Source organism: Candidatus Pelagibacter sp. PS_10_02 (assembly GCF_059418005.1).
Map to the genome: position 1 here is coordinate 402945 of NZ_CM182076.1, position 19772 is coordinate 422716.

Here is a 19772-nt window from a genome sequence, read left to right on the forward strand (position 1 = left end):
TTATTAGATTTTATTATTAAGCACTTCTGTAAAGTTTAGTCATAACAAACTCTTTATGACCTAAAGCTTCTGCGCAAGTCAATCTGCCATTAGCAACTCTAATCATCGATTTAATTAATTCATCACCTGCTTCAGACATGTTCATCTCACGTGATAATATTTTTGATACATCACAATCAATATGTTCACCCATGCCTTTTACAGTTAATGGGTTGGCAGTTAATTTTACAACTGGTTCAATAGGGTTACCTACAATATTACCTTGACCTGTTGGGAATAAATGAATGTTAAATCCAGCAGCTGCTTGAAGGGTAATACACTCTGCTGCAGCAGATGAAGTATCCATAAAGTATAATCCTTTTCCTTTAGTAGGTTCTTCAGCTGGCTCTAAAACATCGATAAACTTACAATTTCCAATTTTTTGGAAATTTCCAAACGCTTTTTCTTCAATTGTAGTTAATCCACCTGCAATATTTCCTGCAGTTGGTTGACTTTCAGAGAGATCATCAGTTGCTTCTTTTAAAATAAAATCGTTGTAATCGCTCCATGTTTTCATGAACTTTTTTGAGGCTTCAGGGGTTGCACCACGTGTAGCGCAAACTTTTTCAGCACCAGTTAACTCTGATGTTTCACCAAAACATAAATGAACTCCTAATGGCTCTAATTTATCCATCAGGTTTCCAACAGTTGGGTTAGCAGCAAGACCTGATGTTGTATCAGATTCACCACATTTAACCGAAATCCATAAATCACTTAAAGGACATTCTTCTCTTTGTTTTTCAGAAGCCCACATTGCAAATTCTTGAGCTTTTTTAGAAGCTTTCATAATTGTTCCAATATCACCAGTTCTTTCAATATGAAATCCTTCAACAGGTTTTCCAGTTTTAGCAATTTCATCAACGATTCTTTTTGTCCACTTAGGTTCAATTCCAATAACAATTACAGCAGCAACGTTAGGGTTTTTTCCAGTCCCAATCATTGTTCTAAAGTGTAAATCTAAATCAGCACCAAATTGAAGTCTTCCATAAGAGTGAGGAAGGGCAATTGTTCCTTTAATGTTGTTTGCTACAGCTTCAGCACAAGCGTTTGAAATATCATCTACAGGCAAGATGATTACATGGTTTCTAGTACCAACTCTGCCATTTTCTCTTTTATAACCTAAAAAACTTTTTGGAATTTCCATATTTTTTACCACTTCTTAGTTTTTACATTATGAACATGAACATGCTCACCTTTTTTGATTGATTTAACTACTTTTCCAATATCATGACCATATTTCAAAATAGTGTCACCTTCGTTAAGATCAACCATTGCAATTTTATGTCCTAATTGAATTTCGTCAACAGATTGAATTTGAACTGTTTTATCATTCTCCATAATCCAGCATGCACAATCTTGTTTTGGAGTGATTTTATCAATAACAACTACTCCTACGTTGTCTTTCTCATCATGTATTATAATATCTGTGGCCATAATTGGGTCGATTTGTTTGTTTGAAATTTTTAAATTCTTATATATTAATCTTAAAAATTAACAAATTATTTATAGATTTTTTTAACAAACTTAAGCAGGAAGGCCTAATTATTATGACTAAAATGACAACAGAAGAAGCTTTTGTAAAGGTTTTACAAATGCATGGTATTGAACACGCATTCGGAATTATTGGTTCTGCATTTATGCCTATTTCAGATATTTTTCCTGATGCTGGAATTACTTTTTGGGATGTTGCTCATGAAACAAACGGTGGATTAATTGCTGATGGTTACACAAGATCTACTGGCAAAATGTCAATGGTTATTGCTCAAAATGGTCCTGGAATTACCGGTCTTGTTACTCCTATTAAAACTGCATACTGGAACCACACACCATTATTATTGGTAACACCTCAAGCTGCCAATAAAACTATGGGCCAAGGTGGTTTCCAAGAAGTAGAACAAATGAATTTATTTAAAGATATGGTTTGTTATCAAGAAGAAGTTAGAGACCCTTCAAGAATGGCAGAAGTATTAAATAGAGTAATTGAAAAAGCGATCAGAGGATCAGCTCCTGCACAAATAAATGTACCAAGAGATTATTGGACACAAGTTATTGATATTGATCTTCCTCCAATTGTTAGACTTGAAAGACAAGCAGGTGGAGTTGATGCAATTAAAAAAGCAGCTGACTTATTATCAAACGCAAAGTTTCCAGTAATACTATCTGGTGCAGGTGTTGTAATTGGTGGAGCGATTGAAGATTGTAAAAAATTAGCTGAGAAATTAGATGCTCCAGTTTGTTCAGGGTATCAACATAATGATAGTTTTCCAGGAAGTCACCCATTAGCTGCAGGACCGTTAGGTTATAATGGATCTAAAGCTGGAATGGAATTAATTAAAAAAGCTGATGTAGTTCTTGCACTTGGTACAAGATTAAATCCTTTCTCAACCTTGCCAGGTTATGGAATGGATTACTGGCCTAAAGATGCAAGTATTATCCAAGTTGATATGAATTCAGATAGAATTGGTTTAACTAAAAAAGTTACAGTTGGTATTTGTGGAGATGCAAAATTAGTATCTCAACAAATTTTAGCTCAACTTTCTCCAACAGCAGGAGATACTAATAGAGAAGAGAGAAAAAACATAATCCACCAAACTAAATCTGCTTGGTTGCAAGAGCTATCAAGCTTAGATCATGAAGACGATGATAAAGGAACAGTTTGGAATGCTGAAGCTAGAAAAAGAGACTCTGATAGAATGTCTCCTAGACAAGCATGGAGAGCAATTCAAGCAGGTATGCCTGATGATGTAATTATTTCAAGCGACATTGGAAACAATTGTGCTATTGGAAATGCATACCCTACATTCGAAAAACCAAGAAAATATTTAGCGCCAGGATTATTTGGTCCATGCGGATATGGTTTTCCAGCAATTCTTGGAGCAAAAATTGGATGCCCTGATACACCAGTAATTGGTTTTGCAGGTGATGGTGCGTTTGGTATTAGTATGAATGAGATGAGCTCATGTGCTAGAAAAGAATGGCCAGCAATTACGATGGTGATTTTTAGAAATTACCAATGGGGTGCTGAAAAAAGAAATACTACTTTATGGTTTGATGATAATTTTGTTGGCACTGAACTTGATCCAGAATTAAGTTATGCAAAAGTAGCTGATGCTTGTGGTTTAAAAGGTGTTACCGTCCGTACAATGGAAGAGACTACAGTTGCTCTTAAACAATCATGCGAAGATCAAAAGAAAGGGATTACAACATTTATTGAAGTGATTCTTAACCAAGAACTGGGAGAGCCTTTCAGAAGAGATGCTATGAAAAAACCAGTTAAAGTTGCAGGGATCAAAAAAGAAGACATGATCAAGCAACCATCATTGGTATCTTAAGATCTTTTAAAAATATCTTATCTGTCATAATCTAACTGCATGAATGTAGTTAATGATACTGGTTGTAGTTGGATTAATGATCTTGCTAGAAGGTCTAATATAAAAGTTTTAGATAAAGATAAATCCTGTGATTGGTTAATAGTAGGTGCTGGTTATACAGGCTTGTCTGCTGGTAGAAAATTATCAGAACTACACCCAAATCAAAAAATTATAATTGTTGATGCCCAATTAGCAGGAGAAGGTGCAAGTGGAAGAAACTCAGGATATTTAGTCGATACAACACTTAACGATGGTTTTACTTCAAATAAAGAACTTTCTAATTATAAGAAAAAGACTGACATTTATAAATTAGGAATTGATGTTGTAAAAAAGTTTATCAAAGAACATCAGGTAGATTGTGATTGGAATGAAAGTGGAAAGTATTTTGCCTCATCAAATGAAAAAGACAGAAAGATATTAGAAAATTTTAGTAAAACTTTATTAAAATTAAATTTTGAGCATAATATTTTAGATAAAGATGATTTAAGTAAAAGATTGGGTACGAATTTTTATAATTTAGCACTTTATACTAAGGGAGGAATTTTACTACATCCTGGAAAATTAGTCAGAGCTATGATTGACACTTTACCAGATAATGTTGAGCTATTAGAAAATACTCAATTAGATGAATGGTCAAAAAATATTGATACTATTATTTGTAAATTTAATAATCATAAAATAATTACTAAAAAAATTATTTTTTGTACTAATGGTTTTTTAAAATCACTTGGTATAAAAAATAATTATAATTTCCCATTAACTTTGACTGCAAGCATGACAAGACCATTAACTGATACAGAGTATAAGTCCATTGGTGAGCCCAGAGAGTGGGGAGTATTACCTGTAAGACCAATGGGTGCAACTATTAGAATGACAAAAGATAAAAGGATTTTAATTAGAAATACTGCAGAAGTTCATAATCCTTTTAAAATGTCTAAATCAGAGTTGGATAAAAGATCTTTAAATCAAAAACTTGGAATAAAAAAAAGATTTCCAAGTTTAGCAGATGATATTATTGTATCTAGTTGGTCTGGGGTTGTATCCAGAACTAGAAATAGTTCACAAATTTTTGATAAAATAGAAGATAATGTTTTTGTAGCAGGTTGCTATAATGGTTCTGGTATTGGAGTTGGAACTTTATTTGGTGAACAGATAGCAATTAAAGCAAGTAATGAAAATAGTGATGAAATTAATATAATAGAATCTAGAAGTAAGCCTACATGGCTTCCACCACAACCATTTTTAAATATAGGAGTTAAAACAAGATTGATATTTGAGAGATTTAGATCTCGATCTGATATTTAAATATGATTACTATTAATAAGTCTTTTTTTAACTTCCTTTGGAGTTTGAACCTAACTAAAATCTGAATACCTAGAGTACTACTAAATCCAACTTTTGTTTTCCTAATCTTTCATTACCATTCTCGGTCACTAAATAAGTTTCCCCTAAATTCATAGCAAGGTTACTTTCTGAGTCCATTAGGATCATATGCATAAAGAAGACGTTTCCTGGTGTGATGATATATGGATTACCTGTATATAGCATAGGCCAATCCATCCAATTTGGTGAGAAGGTTGTCCCTAATGAATAACCACAAGCATTCATTCTTGCTTTATTGTATCCAAGATTATCAAAAGTTTTAGCGTGTATATCGAATACATCTCCAGCAGTTTTTCCTGGTATTAAAGTCTTTGCACAATTGGTTAAAGCCTCAACACAAGCCTCATGCATTTTAATATGTTTGGGGTCAGCTTTACCAATAGGAATGGTTCTAAACATTGCAGAGTGATAATGTTTATAAGTTCCAGCCCATTCAATAGTTAACTGGTCAGTATCAGATAAAATTCTTTTCTCTGATTGATATCTACATAGTAATGCGTTGTGTCCTGATCCAATTATATATTCATTTGCTGGGTAGTCACCGCCACCCTCTAAAACTACTCTTTGCATTTCAGCTAAAATCTTTGCTTCACTAGCGCCAGCTTTTGTATGCTTCCATGCTTCATCAAGAGCTTGATCGGCAAGCTCTGCAGCTTTTTTTACATAAACAATCTCCTCTTGAGATTTAATAACCCTATGTTTGGTAATTAATTCTGATTGATCTTCTACCTCACAATAACCTTTCAGTGACTTATTAAGTCTTAAAGCATTACGACCTGTCATACCGTAAGCTTCATACTCAATACCAATTTTTTTATCTTTTAAATTTAGTTCATTTAAGATGATTTTAAGATCATCTGTTGGATTAGACTGGTCTTTATCTATCCAAATTCTTATATCTTCAATATTTGAGGTGTTTTGAGCCTGTCTTAAATCTGGAGCTCTTGTTAAAAGAATAATATTTCCTTTATGGTCTAATATTAAAGTTTGAAAAAAAACATAGCCAAAGGTGTCATAACCTGTGAGCCAAAACATAGATTCTTGTCTGAACATTAAAAGAGCATCAAGATTTTGCTCTTTCATAGACTTTAATGTTGCTAGTTTTCTTTTTTCAAATTCTTGTTTACTAAAGTGTAACGCCATTAATAAATTTTTTAAAAATTAATGAATAATTGCTTTGGCAGATCCAAGTTGATCTACTTTTCCAGTGTAAAGACCTTTACCTAAAATTGGCACAACCCCAACAGTTGATCCAGTGAATACATAAAAATCTTTATCAAGATTTACTTTATCTTTTTTTAATTCATTCAAAACAAATCTAAGTGAATTAAGCGGATTTATATAAACAGTATTTGTATTTCCATTAACAATTTGCCCAATTTTTTTATTAGTAATATTTGTCTTTAAGTTTCCAATTTTTATTCTTTTGTATTTCTTCTTTTGACCAATCAAAAATTTAACGTTAGCACCAAAATCACTACATAAATCACCAAAGCTAGTTATGCCTTTTTTCTTTTGTCTATAACCTATAACCTCAATACAAGGAGCCATATATGAAATGTACTTTGTTACGTTTTTCATAGTAATTGATCTCTTAGATGAGAAAAAATTTTTTTTAATTAAGTAGCAAACCTCAAGCTCTATACCTAAAGTAGATTTGTTAATTTTCACTTTTTTTCCACTTTTGATAAAATTCTTTTTAAAGATTGCAGCGTAGAAAGGTTTCTTTTCTTTAAGTTTTTTCATTACAGGTATTCCAGTACCCGCAGCTTTAAATCCAATTATTGGATCTTTAACTTTACTCTCACATAATTTTCTTAGTTTTTGAGCTTCATCTAATTTTTTTGTAAATTTAGCTGGAAGAGGAGCAATTATTTTATTGTTTACAAAGGCATTAACTAATTTATCTGCTGTTTTTTCTAATAAGGTTTTTTTCATTATTGAATGTTTAATATAGTTGCAGGATCTAGTCTAGTACCAAACCAATTAAGTCTTACATCCAGATGAGGTCCAGTTGATCTACCAGAGGAACCAACGGTTGCGATGATGTCTCCTTTTTTAACGTGATCACCTACATTTACAAAAATTTCATCCATATGCATGTAGAGAGTTGAAACTCCATGGCCATGATCAAAAATTAAAGTAGCACCAGTATAAAACAAGTCTTTTTCAGCCAAAGTAACTATACCGTTATTCATTGCTTTAATAGGAGTACCTTTTTTTTGAGCAAAATCTAAACCATAGTGTGGCCATTTGGGTATACCATTTAAAATTCTTTGACTACCATAAACACCGGTAATTATTGCATCATCAACTGGAATAATAAATTTTTCCTTAAAAAATTGTAAGTCACTTTCTATTTCTCTTGCATCAACAATTAATCTATTTTCTCTTTTTATTCTTTCATAGAATTCTTTAGGAGGAGTAACTTTTTTTTTAGGCAAACCTTCTATTTTTTGAATATTATATTTCCTCTTTTGAATCTTTTTTATGATATCTTTATTGTTTTCAGTAATTATGATGTCAAATTTTCTATCTTTTTCAATTCCAAATGCAAAATAACCATCTTTTGAGACTTTAACTTTTTTCTTATCTACTAAGATTAAATTACCAGGTTCAGTTTTCCCAATAATGTAATGTCCTTGAATGAATTTTCCCTGAAATTCTAACGCAAAAGATTGGGTTGTAAAAAAAATTGCTATTAATATTAGCAATCTAGACATTATTGAGCAGTCCAACCACCATCTATTATTATAGATGTTCCTGTAATCATAGATGAAGCAGATGAAGCTAAAAAACAAACACTTGTTGCAACATCACTTTCTGTTGCTGCTCTGCCTATTGGGATATTGCCTAAAGCAAGTTTTTTAAATGCTTTATTTTTAAAAAATCTTTTAACCATTGGTGTTTCTACAAAAGTAGGAGCCACCGTATTTACTCTAATATTTTTTTTTGCAAGCTCAACACCCATCCCTTTAGTTAAACCTTCAATACCAAATTTTGTCATATTATAAATATTTCTACCAGCCATTCCAACATGACCAAGTTGAGAGGACATATTAATAATTGACCCACCTCTTTTTTTATTTTTTAGCATTTTTTTAACAACTAATTGAGCAACATTAAAAGCGGCTTTTAGATTTAAATCTACTAAGTAGTGTAAGCTTTCTTGTTTAATTTTTTCAAAAGGTTCTGGAATATTTGTCCCAGCATTATTAACCAAAACATCTATGATTTTAATTTTATCTAGATTTTCTTTTAATTCTTTGTAATTCATTACATCACAATTAACTTTGATAACTTTACCTTTTAACTTTTTTATTTCTTTTTCAAGCTTATCAAGATCTGATTGTGTTCTGCTTAATGCAACAATTGTAGCTCCAGCTTCAGCAAGAGCAATAGAGCAGGCTCTTCCCAATCCTTTACCAGCACCTGTAACTAATGCATATTTGTTTTTAAGGTTTATTTTTTGTAAGTACATTTAAATAAATAATTTTAAATCAGTATAAATTAATTCGATTGCAACAACCAGTATAGCAATTAAACCAATCCAGGCTATCCATTTATATTCATTAATCCATCTTGAAATTACAGTGGCAGCTGTTGCCATAAGAATTATTGATAAAGCTAAACCAAATACTAATAATACATAGTGATCACCTGCAGCACCAGCTACACCTAAAACATTATCCAAACTCATTGTAAAATCAGCAAGTAAAACAGTCCATATAGCTTTCATAAAGCTTGAATTATCTACTTTAATATCTTCATCACTTGACTGACCTTTGATTACGTCTGTGTAGAGTTTGTAGACTATGTAAAGAAGAAGTAATCCTCCTATCAATCTTAATCCTGTTATTTGCAATAAATAAGCAGTTAACATGGTTAAGATTATTCTTAAAATTACCGCACCACCTATTCCCCAAAAAATTACTTTTTTTCTTTGTTCGGGTGGAAATTTAGAAGCAACCATTCCAATAATAATGGCATTGTCTCCTGCTAAAACTAAATCAATAAAAATAATTTGAGTTAAAATAACTAGCTGTTCTGGACTTATCAATTCAGTAAACATCAATTGTTTAGTATCATATCGGCACCTTTTTCTGCAATCATTATTGTAGGTGCGTTAGTATTTCCAGAAGTAATGTTGGGCATGATTGAAGCATCAATTACTCTTAAATTATTAATACCATGAACCTTTAATTGATCTGTAACTACTGCACTATCATCATTTCCCATTTTACAAGTACCAACTGGGTGAAATATTGTTTGTGCATAGTCTGCTGCAGCTTTTAAAATTTCTTCATCCTCATTTAAATGAATTCCAGGCCTATATTCTTCTGGGTGATATTTTTTAAATGTTTCTGATTCTAAAACAATTTTTCTAGTCAATTTAAGACCAGCTGCTGCAATTCTTCTGTCTTCATCAGTTGATAGATAGTTCATTTTTATTTTTGCGTAAGTTCGAGAGTCTTTATCTACAATACTTATATGTCCTCTACTAGTTGGTCTTATATTGGAAACAGTAGGAGTGAATGCATGGAAATCGTGATTTTTAGTTGCACCTAAAGTATCCATGCTCATAGGTTGAACATGCCATTGCAAATCAGGTAATTCTATTGAAGGATCACTTTTAGCAAACATCCCAAGTTGACTGGCTCCTATAGTCATTGGACCGCTTCTATTAAAAACATATTCTAACCCAATTAATAAATTTCCAAAAAGACTATTAATCTTTTTATTAAGAGATTTTAAATTTTGAATTTTATAAATAGGTCTAAACATTAAATGATCCTGTAAATTTTCACCAACACCCTTCAATTCATGAACTATTTCAATACCTAATTTTTTAAGTTTATTTGAGTCTCCAATACCAGAAACTTGTAAAAGTTGTGGAGATCCAATTGCCCCTGATGATAAGATAATTTCTTTATCAGCACCGACAGTAAACAACTTATTATCAACCCAGTACTCAACCTCTTTAGCAATTTTATTTTCAAAATTTATTTTTTTTATATGTGCATTTATAATTATTTTTAAATTAGATCTTTTTTTAATTGGATTTAAATATCCAACGGCTGTACTACATCTAAATCCATCTTTTTCTGTAACTTGATAATAACCACAACCATGATTGTTGCCTGTATTAAAATCATCTGTTTTTGGAATTCCAAACTCTTCTGCTGCATTTCTAAATTCATTTAATAAAGGTAAACTCATTCTTTGATTTGAAATTGAAAGAGGTCCCCCAACACCATGATATTCATTTTTACCTCTTTCTTGATTTTCAGCTTTAATAAAATAAGGCAAAACATCATTCCAACTCCAACCCTTATTTCCTAACTGTCTCCAAATATCATAATCTCTGTGCTGTCCTCTTATATAAAGCAAACCATTAATAGATGAACTGCCACCCAAAGTTTTACCTCTTGGATATCTAATAGATCTATTGTTCATAGTTTCATCCGGCTCAGTGTTGTAACACCAATCCACATTTGGATTGTGCATAGTTTTAAAATAACCAACTGGTATATGAATCCATGGATAATTATCTTTGCCACCAGCTTCAATTAAAAGAACTTTATGATGAGGATTTTCAGACAATCTGTTTGCTAGTACACAACCTGCTGAACCAGCTCCAAGTATGATAAAATCGAATTTGTCCATGACTTAGGTCTTATAATATCTAAAAAAATAAAATACTAGCGTTAGCAATGAAAATAACTTAGTTTTTTTTTATATTAACACTTGTTTCTAATTAAATTTTTTGAGAAGGTCTCGCATATAAAAAAACACAATAAGAAGGAAATATTAATATGAAAAAAATAATATCTTTGTTCGTTGGATCACTTCTACTTACTGTAATGACAGTAACAGGTGCATCCGCACAAACTCTTAAGTGTCAAACAGTAATTAGTTCAAAAGCTGATGAAGTGGTAATGTTAAAAGATTTCACTGACACAGTAACAGAATTAACTGGTGGATCACTTAAGTTCGAAATTATGCCAGCAGGCGCTGTAGTAGGTGTAAAAGAAACTTTAGATGCAGTTGATAAAGGATTAATCGATTGTGGTTTTGCTTGGACTCACTACTGGTCAGGTGATCACCCAGCAGCTATGTTATTTGGTTCGCCAGTAGCAGGTGCAGGTGTTGGTATCGATAACATCGCATTTTTATCTTGGTTCCAATACGGTGGTGGTAAAGAACTTTACGACCAACTATGGTCTGAGATGGGAAGAGACATCAAAGGATTTATGTTACAACCAGTAGGCCCTGAAGCTTTAGGTTGGTTCAAAGAGCCAATTAATAGCATGGCTGACTTTAGAAAGTATAAGTTCAGAACTCCTCCGGGAATTCCAGGACAAACTTATAAAGATATCGGTGTAGCTTCTGTTGCAATGGGTGGTGGAGATATTCTTCCAGCTCTTGAAGCAGGAACAATTGATGCTGCTGAATGGTGTTGTCCAAAACCTGACATGACATTCGGTTTCCAGAAAGTTCTAAAACATTACTACCTACAAGGTCTTCACCAAGTAGTAGTAAATGCTGACTTCTATATTACAGGCTCTAAATACAAAAAGATGTCTGCTTTAGAGAAAAAAGCTTTAGAAGTTGCTGCGAATGCATCTCTATCAAAATCAATGAGTTACAGAATATATGAAAACGGAAAAGCTCTAGCTGAGTTGACTGGAAAACACGGTGTGATTTTACATGATACCCCAGCTGATTATTTCCCAGCATATATGGCTGCTGCAAAAGCAAGTTTAGAAAAAAATGCTAATGAGAACAAATTCTTTAAAAAAGTTTGGGACTCTCAAAAAGCATTTGCTGATATTGCAGTGCCTTTCTGGTCTGGATCTCAAATGTCTAACGCTAAGCTAGGAATGGCTCACGCTGAAACATTAAAGTAGTATTTAGAAAAAAAATAAATATAACTAAAGCGGATTTAACGATCCGCTTTAGTTTTTTTTTAGAGAATTTATTATGGCAAACGAACCTACCAAATTAGATATATCTGATGAAATGATAGCTGAAAGGCGAGGTGGTTCAGGATCAATGCCTGACGATATGCCAAAATGGATGGTATTAACTATTACAAAAATTGATTTAGCAAGTAAGTGGATTGGTAATGTGGTTTGTTGGATCACCATCCCTTTAATATTTGCGATGGTTTATGAGGTTTTAGCAAGAAAACTTTTTAATGCTCCTACAATGTGGGCGTATGACATGAGTAGATTTATGTATGGAGCTCTATTCATGCTTGGTGCTGGTTATGCTTTATCAAAAGGTGTTCATATAAGAGCTGATTTTTTATACAGAAATTTTAAAACTAAAAACCAAGGTAGAATAGATTTCTGGTTATACCTTATATTTTATTTTCCTGGATTAAGCGTATTTTTGTATATGTCGACTGGGTTTTTACAAGAATCTATAATGAGAGGTGAAAAAGGGATGGACACTGCTTGGATGCCATATATGTGGCCAATTAAAGCATGTTTATTTTTAGGAATTATATTTTTATTAGTTCAAGGAGTATCTGAATTATTAAAAAGCTATTGGGCCGCAACTAAAGGCAAGTGGCCAGGAGAACAAAAATAATGTTAGCTGAATTTATGAATCCAGCAGTCTTAGGTTTCATTTTAATAGGGGTAATGTTGTTCTCTATTTTTGTAGGTTTTCCAATTTCATTTACTTTAATATTCCTTGGATTTGTTTTTGGATACCTTGGATTTGGTAAATTAGTATTTTATTTAATGACCCTGCAGTTTTCTATGGTCATGACAGAGCAAACTTTGGCCGCTGTTCCCCTCTTTGTTTTTATGGGAATTATGATGGAGCAGGCTGGTTTGATGGAGAGATTATTTTCAGCATTTCAGCTAATGCTTTCTAAAGTAAGAGGCTCTTTATATTATGCTGTTCTTTTTGTATCAGTTGTTTTTGCAGCTGCCACAGGAATTGTTGGTGCCTCTGTAACTATACTTGGAATAATGGCAGCCAAATCTATGAATAAATCAGGTTATAATGTGAGATTGGCCGCTGGAACAATTACAGCTGGTGGTACACTGGGCATTCTAATACCACCAAGCATTATGTTAGTTGTGATGGGTCCAATAATGGAAATTCCAGTAACAGACCTGTTTGCTGCAGCAATTATTCCTGGAATATTACTAGCAACCTTATATGCGGCTTACACAACAATTAGATGTTGGATTGACCCAAGTCTTGGACCGGTTTTACCAGTAGAGTTGAGAGCTACTAGCATGAAAGCAGTTTGGATAGAATTCTTTCTAGGACTAGTTCCACCAGCCGCTTTAGTCTTCGCTGCGCTAGGAAGTATTTTATTTGGTTTTGCAACTCCAACTGAAGCTGCAGGCTGTGGTGCAATGGGATCCTTGCTTTTAGCGGTCGCTTATAGAAAATTAACTTTTAAAAAGTTACAAGAGGCTTTAGTTAAAACTCTAGAAATTTCAGCTTTGATAATGGTATTGGTTGCAGCATCAAATTTTTTTGGAGCAGTGTTTTCTAGATTAGGAACACCGATGCTTTTAACTGAATTTTTACTAAGTTTAGAAATGAATAGATATTTAATCCTTGGTATGATTATGGTTATAATTTTCTTATTAGGTTGGCCTTTAGAATGGGTACCAATAGTAATGATTATAGTTCCAATAATTATACCATTAGTTGAAGCTCTAGGATTTAATTTAACTTGGTTTGCAATACTTGTTGCAGTTAATCTACAGACCGCATGGCTCTCACCACCTGTAGCTCTATCTGCTTATTTCTTAAAAGGTGTAGTTCCAGAATGGGATCTTAAAGATATTTATTATGGAATGATGCAATTTATGGTGATTCAAGTTATTGGACTTATTTTAATAATAGTATTTCCACAAATTGCTTTATGGCTACCAACCTATCTATATGGACAGTAGTATTTATTAGTTTATTATAAAACTAGTGAATCAAATCAAATCAAACAATGCTTTAATAAACTGGGAGTTAGTTAGTGTTAATCCCAATGACAAAAATTGGACTTGGAAAGAGTTATTTTATTTTTGGGGATGTAATATTCAAAGTGTAATTGCTTTTTCTTTAATTGCTTCTCTTTATTTAGTTTATGAACTTAATATATTTGTAGTTTTATTTGGTAGTTTAATTGCATCTATAATTGTTTATTTTTTTGCAAATTTAATCGGTAAACCCTCCCAAAAATATGGATTACCGTTTCCAGTAATTTTAAGAAGCGCTCTTGGAATTAATGGAGCTAAATATTTTGCTTTAATAAGAGGAATTGTTGGCATCTTTATGTTCGGCATTCAAACTTATTTTTTATCAAAACTTTTTAGTTACCTGATTAGGATTTCAATTTTTTCTATTGATAGCTCTTTTCTTGATGAAGATATTTTTTTAATTTTTATTTTAGGATTAAATTTAATCGATTGGATTGCTTTTATTTTTACAATTAGTTTGCAGCTTTTTTTATTTAGCAAAAGCCATCAATTTAATAGAAGTATAATAAAATTTTCAGCAATTACTGTTTATAGTGGGATGTTAATATTTTTTTTAGTTGTATTACTCTATGACGTTAAAGTTATAAGTTCAGCTTTTGTTGATATTTTTTCTATAAATAATCTATTTGATAAAACCAATATAGCTCCATTAATTGCTGTGGTTGGAACAGTTTTTGCATATTTTTCTGTTATAATTGTAAATTATGGAGACTTTAGCAGATATGTTAAAGACGAAAAGGAATTAAAAAAAGGTAACTTAAGCCTATTATTAAATTTATTATTATTTTCTTTTTTTACAGTTTTTATTGTCATTGGGGTAGATATTTTTCTAAATAAAAATTTGGAACTTATGGAAAGAATTTTAACAAACCCAACTGATATAGTGGGTAAGATCGATAATATACAATTAACCGTGATTGTTTTATTTTTTATTATTTTTTCATCTGCTTCAACTAATTTAATTGCAAATTATATTCCAACTCAAAATTCACTAATAAATTTTATTCCAAGTGTTCTAAATTTAAGAAGTTCAGCAATCATAATTGGTTGCATTGGTTTTATAATTGGTATTTTTTGGTTACCTTTATTAAGTCAGATTGGCATTTTAGCATTTATTGATACTCTAAGCTCTTTTTTTGGACCAATATTTGGACTTATAATTATTGACTATTACTTTGTGAAAGAAACTAATTTAGACAATAGACAAATTTTTTCATCAAATACCGATGGGCTATATTTTTATTCAAATGGTTGGAATTTAAGAGGTCTTTATTCTTTGTTTTTAGGTTTTATTTTTTCTGCTTCTACAATTTGGAATGAAAGCTTAATGATCTTTCATTCTTATTCTTGGATAATTGGCACTTTTATCTCTTCTTTAACTTATTATCTTATCGCTAGTAAAAAATCTTAATGCATCAATTTGATCTTAAAAATAGAACTGCAATAATTACTGGTGGCGCCCAAGGTTTCGGTCTAGATATTGCAAAGAGATTTTTAAATTCTGGCGTAAAAACTATAATCTGGGATATTGATGAAAAAGAATTACAAAAAGCTGTAAAAGAAATAAACAATCCAAACCTTGCATATAATGTAGTGGATGTATCTAATTTTAGTAATGTTAAAAATACCGTAGAGCAAATAACAAAAATATCTAATATTGACATTTTAATTAATAATGCTGGTATTACTGGCTCAACCTCATCTCTGTGGGACTATGATGTTGATGAATGGAATAAGATAGTTCAAATTAATTTAATGGGCACTTTTAATTGCTGCAAATGCATTGTTCCCAATATGATCAAGAATAACTATGGAAGAATTGTTAACGTTGCTTCAGTTGCTGGTAAAGATGGGAACGCAAATGCGAGCGCTTATAGTTCAGCAAAAGCAGGGGCTATTGGTCTAACTAAATCACTAGGTAAGGAATTAGCCGATAAAAATATTGCTGTTAATGCAATAACGCCAGCTGGTGCAAAAACTAGAATCTTAGACCAAATGTCAAAGGAACACGTTGCTAGAATGTTATCAAAAGTTCCAAGAGGTAGATTTCTAGAAATTGAGGAGTTTACTTCATTAGTTTGCTGGTTATCCTCTGAAGAAAATTCATTTTCTACTGCAGCAGTATTTGATATTAGTGGTGGTAGATCTACTTATTAAGCTTATTTAGGGTTATTTTGGTCTCAGTCTTGTAAATTTTTTGTTCTTTAGAAATGACAGGTGCCAACAGTATTACCGACCAATAGACTAAAAGGACAAATATAGAAATTATTTTCATATCATTAGAATTAATACCTAAAGTTGATTTTTAAATGTTTAAATTTTGTTCAAATATTGTTTTTTGAAATACAATAGCTATATAGACTGCAATGATAAAAAACTTTTTAATTTTATTTCTAACATTAATTCTATTTTCAACCAGTACTGTTGCTGAAAATATTAGGGTATTTGAATTTACGGATGAAGAGTTCAAGAATCTACAAGTAAAAAAGGTCAAAGGAGAAACCAAATGGACACTTGGGTCTAATGAGAATGGTGCTTATATCAAAGCTGAAGCTGAAGGAGTAGGCTCAGGACTTGGTAAGGAAATAGAAATAGATTTAAATAAAACACCATTTATTAATATTACTTGGAAAGTTGAAAAAGATCTTTCAGGGATAATTGAAAACAGTAAAAAAGGTCATGATTATGCAGCACGTGTTTTTGTAATTAAAAAAACAGGAGCAACACCCCTGTCAAATAGAGCAATTAACTACGTATTTTCAAGCAATAATATAATTGATCAAAATTGGCCTAGTCCGTACACAAAAAAATCTATTGACTATGTTTTGTCAACTACAATCGATAAAACTAATACATGGGTTACAGTTAAAGCCAATGTTAAAGAAGATTTTATGAAGTTACATGGTTTAGATGTTGATAATATTTCAGGTGTAGCAATAATGACTGATACCGATAATTCAAAACTAAAAGCAATATCGTATTATCAAAATATTTATTTTTCAGATAAATAAATTTGATTTAAAGTTTTTTTTTAAGAAACATACTCATTAACGACAAAAGTACAGCAACAACCACATCTTCTAATGGTGTTGCTCCTGGCACCATGAAATTCCAAGCTATAACGGTAGTTAGCCAAATTATATAAACTTTCATTATCATTATTATATCTTACTTTGATGTTAAAAATCATTTTTTTTGTTAGTATAATTACATGCATGAAAATTTTTTTTATGATTTAAAAGTTTATTATGAAGACACAGATGCGGGTGGTGTAGTTTATTATGCAAATTATCTAAAATTTCTTGAAAGAGCTAGAACTGAAGCCCTAGTCGAACTTGGTTTCAGTAATAAAAAGATAAAAGAAAAATTTGAAGCTTTAATAATAGTAAAGTCATGCAATATAGAATACATAAAACCCTCATATCTTGAGGATCAACTTAAAGTGAGATCTTTTATAAAGTCAGTTACAAAAACCTCGTTTTTTATGAATCAATTTATTAGTAGGGATGAAGATTTGATAACAGAAGCTAAAGTTCACTTGGTCTTTGTTAATGAAGAAGGAAAACCTATGAAAATTCCAGGAAGTTTATTTGAAGATTTAAAACCTTATTTTTGTGACAGTATTAAAGTTTAAATAATTTTTTAGCTTTTCTTAATAATGAAATCATTTTTTTTGTATTAATAACTTTAGTATTTACATTTCTTGGACTCGGATGATAGCTTGCAATTAAAGTCCTCCCATCTGGCAGCTTATATTTTGCTCCATGCTTGAATTTTAATTTTTTTTCAAATTTATAACTTTTATTATAAAATTTAATGCAATTATCAAAAGCTATCTTTCCTAGAGTTAAAATTACCTTCAATTTTTTTAAATTTTTAATTTCATAATCAAAATAACTTGAACAATTATCCAACTCACTTTTTAAGGGCTTATCTTCTGGGGGAACACACTTAAGTATGTTTGTGATGTAAGTATTTTTTAATTTTAAACCATCATTGATGTTTGTAGATTTATGTTGATTTGAAATTTGAACTTTATAGAGACAATTAAATAAAAAATCACCCGACTTATCTCCAGTAAAAGCTCTACCCGTTCTTGTTCCTCCATGTGCTGCAGGAGCAAGTCCAATAATCATTAATTTGCCATTAATGTCACCAAACCCGGGCACAGGTTTTCCCCAATAAATTTCATTAATATTTTGCTTTCTTTTGTCTTTTGAAATTTTTTTACTATAACTAATTAAGCGAGGACATTTTTTACATTTAATTATTGAATTATTTATTTTTTCGAACTTAATAGTCATTCATGAAACTTATTAAAATTTTAATATTTTTACTTATATCTTTCAATCTACCATTTAAAACTTATTCTAACACAAACATTGAAAATATTTTAAAGGAAGGGGGAAAATTAATATTTGTGAGACATGCTTATGCCCCTGGAGGAGGAGATCCTAGCAATTTTGATGTAACCGATTGTTCCACCCAACGGAATTTAAATGAAGAGGGCATCGTTCAATCTGTAAATTTAGGAATTTTTTTTACAAAAAATCAAATAAAGGTTGATAAAGTTTTATCTAGTGAATGGTGTAGATGCAAACAAACAGCTGAATATGCTTTTAAAAAATTTGAAACAAAAAGCTTTTTAAATTCTTTTTTTAGTGAAAAATTTTCAAAAAATAAAACCAAACAAATCAAAGAACTAAAAGAATATGTAAATGAATGGAATAGTAGTAAAAATTTAGTTTTAATTACCCACTATGTTACAATCTTAGAAGTTACGAATACTGCTGTTTCATCTGGTGAAATGGTAATTACTGATAAAAATTTTAACGTTTTACAAAGACAAAAAATTTCAATTAATTAAAGTTTATTTTATTAGGAATAAATATAGAATAAAATAATGTCATCAAAAAAAGCAATGAAGTTAGCTCAAAAACAAGCATTTGCTAAACATAGAAGTAATATTACAAGCAATAGACCTATTCCAAAAAAAACTAATTTTATAAGTAAGTTAAATAAAAAAAATAAAAAATCTTAACTTTCTTTAACAAATACCTCAACTTTTTTGCAAGTAGATATTTTTGATATACCTTCTTCTCCGTTAATTACTGTTTTGATATTTATTATTGGACTATCTTTTTTAAACATAAGTTGAGTGTAGAACTGTGGATAGCCAATTTTATCAGTATAAATTAGATCTGATTCTTCATAAATAAATCTTTCTACTGAACCTTCTTGTTTCACACTTAGATCAGTAGACTTATATCTTTTAAATGTCTTATTGTCATATATATAATTTCTAATCATTAATGATTTTTCAAAGTTTAAAATATATTCATTTTTAATAAACCCATCTTTTAGGTTTTTGCAACCAGTCAAATGCATTATTTCTGAAATAGATACTGATTGAATGCCAATAAAAAAAAATAAAAAATAAATTATTTTAGTTTGTAAACTATTTTTTTTCATACTTATCAGCATGGAGTAGAGCAACAAGTAGAATGGCTGTCCAACCAATACCAATGAAGGCTTTGGGCCCTGTTTCTGCACTCCATAAATCTAGCACTAAAACACCAAATATAAGTCCTGCTATATAAATTATAATAGCTAATGTTGATTTACTCATTATTTAAACTCTTTTTGTATAAAGAAATACCATTCTCTGTTTTATGTTTGTATGAATCTTTAAAGCTCTCAAGTTGCCAACCGTTAAGTCTTTGTTGAATGTTAATTAAATTATCTTGTTTCCATTGATTAGTAGTACTGTCTAATTTCCACATTTTTTTTTCTTCGTTGTTTCTACCACAACCGTAACAATACCCTGTTTGGGGATCGGTTTTACATATACTAATGCAGGGTGAAATTATCATTTTTTTAAATTATTACTAAATCTCATGATTATTAATATATTTTATAATTATTGTCATTGGACAAATGATATCAATAATATATAAAACCCCACAAG

At 31.0% G+C, this 19772-nt stretch carries 24 protein-coding genes; 11 read left to right on the top strand and 13 right to left on the bottom strand.

Going from position 1 to position 19772, the window contains the following annotated elements; all coding sequences use genetic code 11:
- Positions 1-16: 16 nt before the first annotated feature.
- Together AC5SL1_RS02175 and AC5SL1_RS02180 are read right to left on the bottom strand one after the other, a co-directional pair.
- A complete protein-coding gene (locus AC5SL1_RS02175; protein WP_494572649.1) occupies positions 17-1183 on the bottom strand; it encodes a UxaA family hydrolase in 1167 nt (388 codons plus the stop codon).
- Positions 1184-1188: 5 nt separating this feature from the next.
- Positions 1189-1473, bottom strand: a complete 285-nt coding sequence (locus tag AC5SL1_RS02180) for a UxaA family hydrolase (protein ID WP_006997074.1) — start codon at positions 1471-1473, stop codon at positions 1189-1191.
- A gap of 113 nt (positions 1474-1586) precedes the next feature.
- On the opposite strand from AC5SL1_RS02180, the gene xsc reads away from it, so the two are divergent.
- On the top strand, positions 1587-3371 hold the full coding sequence (gene xsc / locus AC5SL1_RS02185) for a sulfoacetaldehyde acetyltransferase (protein ID WP_494572648.1): 1785 nt from the start codon (positions 1587-1589) through the stop codon (positions 3369-3371).
- Positions 3372-3410: 39 nt separating this feature from the next.
- A complete protein-coding gene (locus tag AC5SL1_RS02190) occupies positions 3411-4715 on the top strand; it encodes an NAD(P)/FAD-dependent oxidoreductase (protein ID WP_494600123.1) in 1305 nt (434 codons plus the stop codon).
- Positions 4716-4784: 69 nt separating this feature from the next.
- Here AC5SL1_RS02190 and AC5SL1_RS02195 read toward each other — a convergent pair whose 3' ends face one another.
- Genes AC5SL1_RS02195 through AC5SL1_RS02220 form a run of 6 tightly spaced genes read right to left on the bottom strand, consistent with a single transcriptional unit; the run spans position 4785 to position 10460 of the window.
- Complete coding sequence (locus AC5SL1_RS02195; RefSeq protein ID WP_494600124.1) at positions 4785-5936, bottom strand: M24 family metallopeptidase; 1152 nt, start codon at positions 5934-5936, stop codon at positions 4785-4787.
- An 18-nt stretch (positions 5937-5954) separates the two neighbouring features.
- Positions 5955-6731, bottom strand: coding sequence for a fumarylacetoacetate hydrolase (locus AC5SL1_RS02200; protein ID WP_494600125.1), 777 nt, complete (start codon positions 6729-6731; stop codon positions 5955-5957).
- Positions 6731-7516, bottom strand: a complete 786-nt coding sequence (locus AC5SL1_RS02205) for a M23 family metallopeptidase (RefSeq protein WP_494580508.1) — start codon at positions 7514-7516, stop codon at positions 6731-6733. The genes AC5SL1_RS02200 and AC5SL1_RS02205 overlap by 1 nt, the downstream gene beginning before the upstream one ends.
- Complete coding sequence (locus tag AC5SL1_RS02210) at positions 7516-8274, bottom strand: SDR family NAD(P)-dependent oxidoreductase (RefSeq protein WP_494600126.1); 759 nt, start codon at positions 8272-8274, stop codon at positions 7516-7518. The genes AC5SL1_RS02205 and AC5SL1_RS02210 overlap by 1 nt, the downstream gene beginning before the upstream one ends.
- The gene (locus AC5SL1_RS02215; protein WP_494600127.1) at positions 8275-8865 is read right to left on the bottom strand and encodes a TerC family protein; all 591 of its coding nucleotides are present in this window, start codon (positions 8863-8865) and stop codon (positions 8275-8277) included.
- Positions 8865-10460 (bottom strand): GMC family oxidoreductase, encoded by a 1596-nt coding sequence (locus tag AC5SL1_RS02220; protein WP_494572641.1) that lies wholly within the window; start codon positions 10458-10460, stop codon positions 8865-8867. The genes AC5SL1_RS02215 and AC5SL1_RS02220 overlap by 1 nt, the downstream gene beginning before the upstream one ends.
- Positions 10461-10609: 149 nt before the next feature.
- Here AC5SL1_RS02220 and AC5SL1_RS02225 point away from each other — a divergent pair, with 149 nt between their 5' ends.
- From AC5SL1_RS02225 to AC5SL1_RS02250, 6 genes are all read left to right on the top strand, one after another.
- Entirely contained in the window at positions 10610-11704 is a 1095-nt protein-coding gene (locus AC5SL1_RS02225) for a TRAP transporter substrate-binding protein (RefSeq protein ID WP_494572640.1), read from the top strand.
- Positions 11705-11777: 73 nt separating this feature from the next.
- The gene (locus AC5SL1_RS02230; RefSeq protein ID WP_494600128.1) at positions 11778-12392 is read left to right on the top strand and encodes a TRAP transporter small permease subunit; all 615 of its coding nucleotides are present in this window, start codon (positions 11778-11780) and stop codon (positions 12390-12392) included.
- On the top strand, positions 12392-13726 hold the full coding sequence (locus AC5SL1_RS02235) for a TRAP transporter large permease (RefSeq protein WP_494600129.1): 1335 nt from the start codon (positions 12392-12394) through the stop codon (positions 13724-13726). The genes AC5SL1_RS02230 and AC5SL1_RS02235 overlap by 1 nt, the downstream gene beginning before the upstream one ends.
- A gap of 25 nt (positions 13727-13751) precedes the next feature.
- Positions 13752-15215: a cytosine permease gene (locus tag AC5SL1_RS02240; protein WP_494572637.1), complete on the top strand. Its 1464-nt coding sequence runs from the start codon at positions 13752-13754 to the stop codon at positions 15213-15215.
- Positions 15215-15961, top strand: a complete 747-nt coding sequence (locus AC5SL1_RS02245) for an SDR family NAD(P)-dependent oxidoreductase (RefSeq protein WP_494600130.1) — start codon at positions 15215-15217, stop codon at positions 15959-15961. Before AC5SL1_RS02240 ends, AC5SL1_RS02245 begins: the two co-directional genes overlap by 1 nt.
- 209 nt (positions 15962-16170) lie before the next feature.
- A complete protein-coding gene (locus tag AC5SL1_RS02250) occupies positions 16171-16815 on the top strand; it encodes a DUF3047 domain-containing protein (RefSeq protein ID WP_494586143.1) in 645 nt (214 codons plus the stop codon).
- A gap of 7 nt (positions 16816-16822) precedes the next feature.
- Here AC5SL1_RS02250 and AC5SL1_RS02255 read toward each other — a convergent pair whose 3' ends face one another.
- The gene (locus AC5SL1_RS02255) at positions 16823-16957 is read right to left on the bottom strand and encodes a hypothetical protein (RefSeq protein WP_494600131.1); all 135 of its coding nucleotides are present in this window, start codon (positions 16955-16957) and stop codon (positions 16823-16825) included.
- A 58-nt stretch (positions 16958-17015) separates the two neighbouring features.
- Here AC5SL1_RS02255 and AC5SL1_RS02260 point away from each other — a divergent pair, with 58 nt between their 5' ends.
- Entirely contained in the window at positions 17016-17438 is a 423-nt protein-coding gene (locus AC5SL1_RS02260; RefSeq protein WP_494600132.1) for a YbgC/FadM family acyl-CoA thioesterase, read from the top strand.
- On the opposite strand, the gene AC5SL1_RS02265 is transcribed toward AC5SL1_RS02260, so the two are convergent.
- Complete coding sequence (locus AC5SL1_RS02265) at positions 17428-18108, bottom strand: uracil-DNA glycosylase (RefSeq protein WP_494600133.1); 681 nt, start codon at positions 18106-18108, stop codon at positions 17428-17430. The two genes, AC5SL1_RS02260 and AC5SL1_RS02265, sit on opposite strands and share 11 nt — an antisense overlap.
- A gap of 2 nt (positions 18109-18110) precedes the next feature.
- On the opposite strand from AC5SL1_RS02265, the gene AC5SL1_RS02270 reads away from it, so the two are divergent.
- Both AC5SL1_RS02270 and AC5SL1_RS02275 read left to right on the top strand, forming a co-directional pair.
- Positions 18111-18671: a histidine phosphatase family protein gene (locus AC5SL1_RS02270; protein WP_494600134.1), complete on the top strand. Its 561-nt coding sequence runs from the start codon at positions 18111-18113 to the stop codon at positions 18669-18671.
- Positions 18672-18707: 36 nt separating this feature from the next.
- Positions 18708-18845 carry a hypothetical protein gene (locus AC5SL1_RS02275; RefSeq protein ID WP_494572630.1) on the top strand — a complete coding sequence of 46 codons (138 nt, stop codon included), beginning with the start codon at positions 18708-18710 and terminating at the stop codon, positions 18843-18845.
- Here AC5SL1_RS02275 and AC5SL1_RS02280 read toward each other — a convergent pair.
- From AC5SL1_RS02280 to AC5SL1_RS02290, 3 genes are read right to left on the bottom strand one after another with little or no spacing between them, the layout of a single operon-like run.
- Positions 18842-19276, bottom strand: coding sequence for a hypothetical protein (locus AC5SL1_RS02280; RefSeq protein ID WP_494586138.1), 435 nt, complete (start codon positions 19274-19276; stop codon positions 18842-18844). The genes AC5SL1_RS02275 and AC5SL1_RS02280 overlap by 4 nt on opposite strands.
- Positions 19263-19433 (bottom strand): hypothetical protein, encoded by a 171-nt coding sequence (locus AC5SL1_RS02285; protein WP_494600135.1) that lies wholly within the window; start codon positions 19431-19433, stop codon positions 19263-19265. Before AC5SL1_RS02285 ends, AC5SL1_RS02280 begins: the two co-directional genes overlap by 14 nt.
- The gene (locus AC5SL1_RS02290; protein ID WP_494586136.1) at positions 19426-19677 is read right to left on the bottom strand and encodes a DUF1289 domain-containing protein; all 252 of its coding nucleotides are present in this window, start codon (positions 19675-19677) and stop codon (positions 19426-19428) included. The genes AC5SL1_RS02285 and AC5SL1_RS02290 overlap by 8 nt, the downstream gene beginning before the upstream one ends.
- Positions 19678-19772: the final 95 nt, after the last annotated feature.

What these genes read in the sequence shown, in the direction of transcription:
- AC5SL1_RS02175 (WP_494572649.1), bottom strand. Translation starts at nt 1,183, where the DNA reads ATGGAAATTCCAAAAAGTTTTTTAGGTTATAAAAGAGAAAATGGCAGA.
- AC5SL1_RS02180 (WP_006997074.1), bottom strand. Translation starts at nt 1,473, where the DNA reads ATGGCCACAGATATTATAATACATGATGAGAAAGACAACGTAGGAGTA.
- xsc (WP_494572648.1), top strand. Translation starts at nt 1,587, where the DNA reads ATGACTAAAATGACAACAGAAGAAGCTTTTGTAAAGGTTTTACAAATG.
- AC5SL1_RS02190 (WP_494600123.1), top strand. Translation starts at nt 3,411, where the DNA reads ATGAATGTAGTTAATGATACTGGTTGTAGTTGGATTAATGATCTTGCT.
- AC5SL1_RS02195 (WP_494600124.1), bottom strand. Translation starts at nt 5,936, where the DNA reads ATGGCGTTACACTTTAGTAAACAAGAATTTGAAAAAAGAAAACTAGCA.
- AC5SL1_RS02200 (WP_494600125.1), bottom strand. Translation starts at nt 6,731, where the DNA reads ATGAAAAAAACCTTATTAGAAAAAACAGCAGATAAATTAGTTAATGCC.
- AC5SL1_RS02205 (WP_494580508.1), bottom strand. Translation starts at nt 7,516, where the DNA reads ATGTCTAGATTGCTAATATTAATAGCAATTTTTTTTACAACCCAATCT.
- AC5SL1_RS02210 (WP_494600126.1), bottom strand. Translation starts at nt 8,274, where the DNA reads ATGTACTTACAAAAAATAAACCTTAAAAACAAATATGCATTAGTTACA.
- AC5SL1_RS02215 (WP_494600127.1), bottom strand. Translation starts at nt 8,865, where the DNA reads ATGTTTACTGAATTGATAAGTCCAGAACAGCTAGTTATTTTAACTCAA.
- AC5SL1_RS02220 (WP_494572641.1), bottom strand. Translation starts at nt 10,460, where the DNA reads ATGGACAAATTCGATTTTATCATACTTGGAGCTGGTTCAGCAGGTTGT.
- AC5SL1_RS02225 (WP_494572640.1), top strand. Translation starts at nt 10,610, where the DNA reads ATGAAAAAAATAATATCTTTGTTCGTTGGATCACTTCTACTTACTGTA.
- AC5SL1_RS02230 (WP_494600128.1), top strand. Translation starts at nt 11,778, where the DNA reads ATGGCAAACGAACCTACCAAATTAGATATATCTGATGAAATGATAGCT.
- AC5SL1_RS02235 (WP_494600129.1), top strand. Translation starts at nt 12,392, where the DNA reads ATGTTAGCTGAATTTATGAATCCAGCAGTCTTAGGTTTCATTTTAATA.
- AC5SL1_RS02245 (WP_494600130.1), top strand. Translation starts at nt 15,215, where the DNA reads ATGCATCAATTTGATCTTAAAAATAGAACTGCAATAATTACTGGTGGC.
- AC5SL1_RS02250 (WP_494586143.1), top strand. Translation starts at nt 16,171, where the DNA reads ATGATAAAAAACTTTTTAATTTTATTTCTAACATTAATTCTATTTTCA.
- AC5SL1_RS02255 (WP_494600131.1), bottom strand. Translation starts at nt 16,957, where the DNA reads ATGAAAGTTTATATAATTTGGCTAACTACCGTTATAGCTTGGAATTTC.
- AC5SL1_RS02260 (WP_494600132.1), top strand. Translation starts at nt 17,016, where the DNA reads ATGCATGAAAATTTTTTTTATGATTTAAAAGTTTATTATGAAGACACA.
- AC5SL1_RS02265 (WP_494600133.1), bottom strand. Translation starts at nt 18,108, where the DNA reads ATGACTATTAAGTTCGAAAAAATAAATAATTCAATAATTAAATGTAAA.
- AC5SL1_RS02270 (WP_494600134.1), top strand. Translation starts at nt 18,111, where the DNA reads ATGAAACTTATTAAAATTTTAATATTTTTACTTATATCTTTCAATCTA.
- AC5SL1_RS02275 (WP_494572630.1), top strand. Translation starts at nt 18,708, where the DNA reads ATGTCATCAAAAAAAGCAATGAAGTTAGCTCAAAAACAAGCATTTGCT.
- AC5SL1_RS02280 (WP_494586138.1), bottom strand. Translation starts at nt 19,276, where the DNA reads ATGAAAAAAAATAGTTTACAAACTAAAATAATTTATTTTTTATTTTTT.
- AC5SL1_RS02285 (WP_494600135.1), bottom strand. Translation starts at nt 19,433, where the DNA reads ATGAGTAAATCAACATTAGCTATTATAATTTATATAGCAGGACTTATA.
- AC5SL1_RS02290 (WP_494586136.1), bottom strand. Translation starts at nt 19,677, where the DNA reads ATGATAATTTCACCCTGCATTAGTATATGTAAAACCGATCCCCAAACA.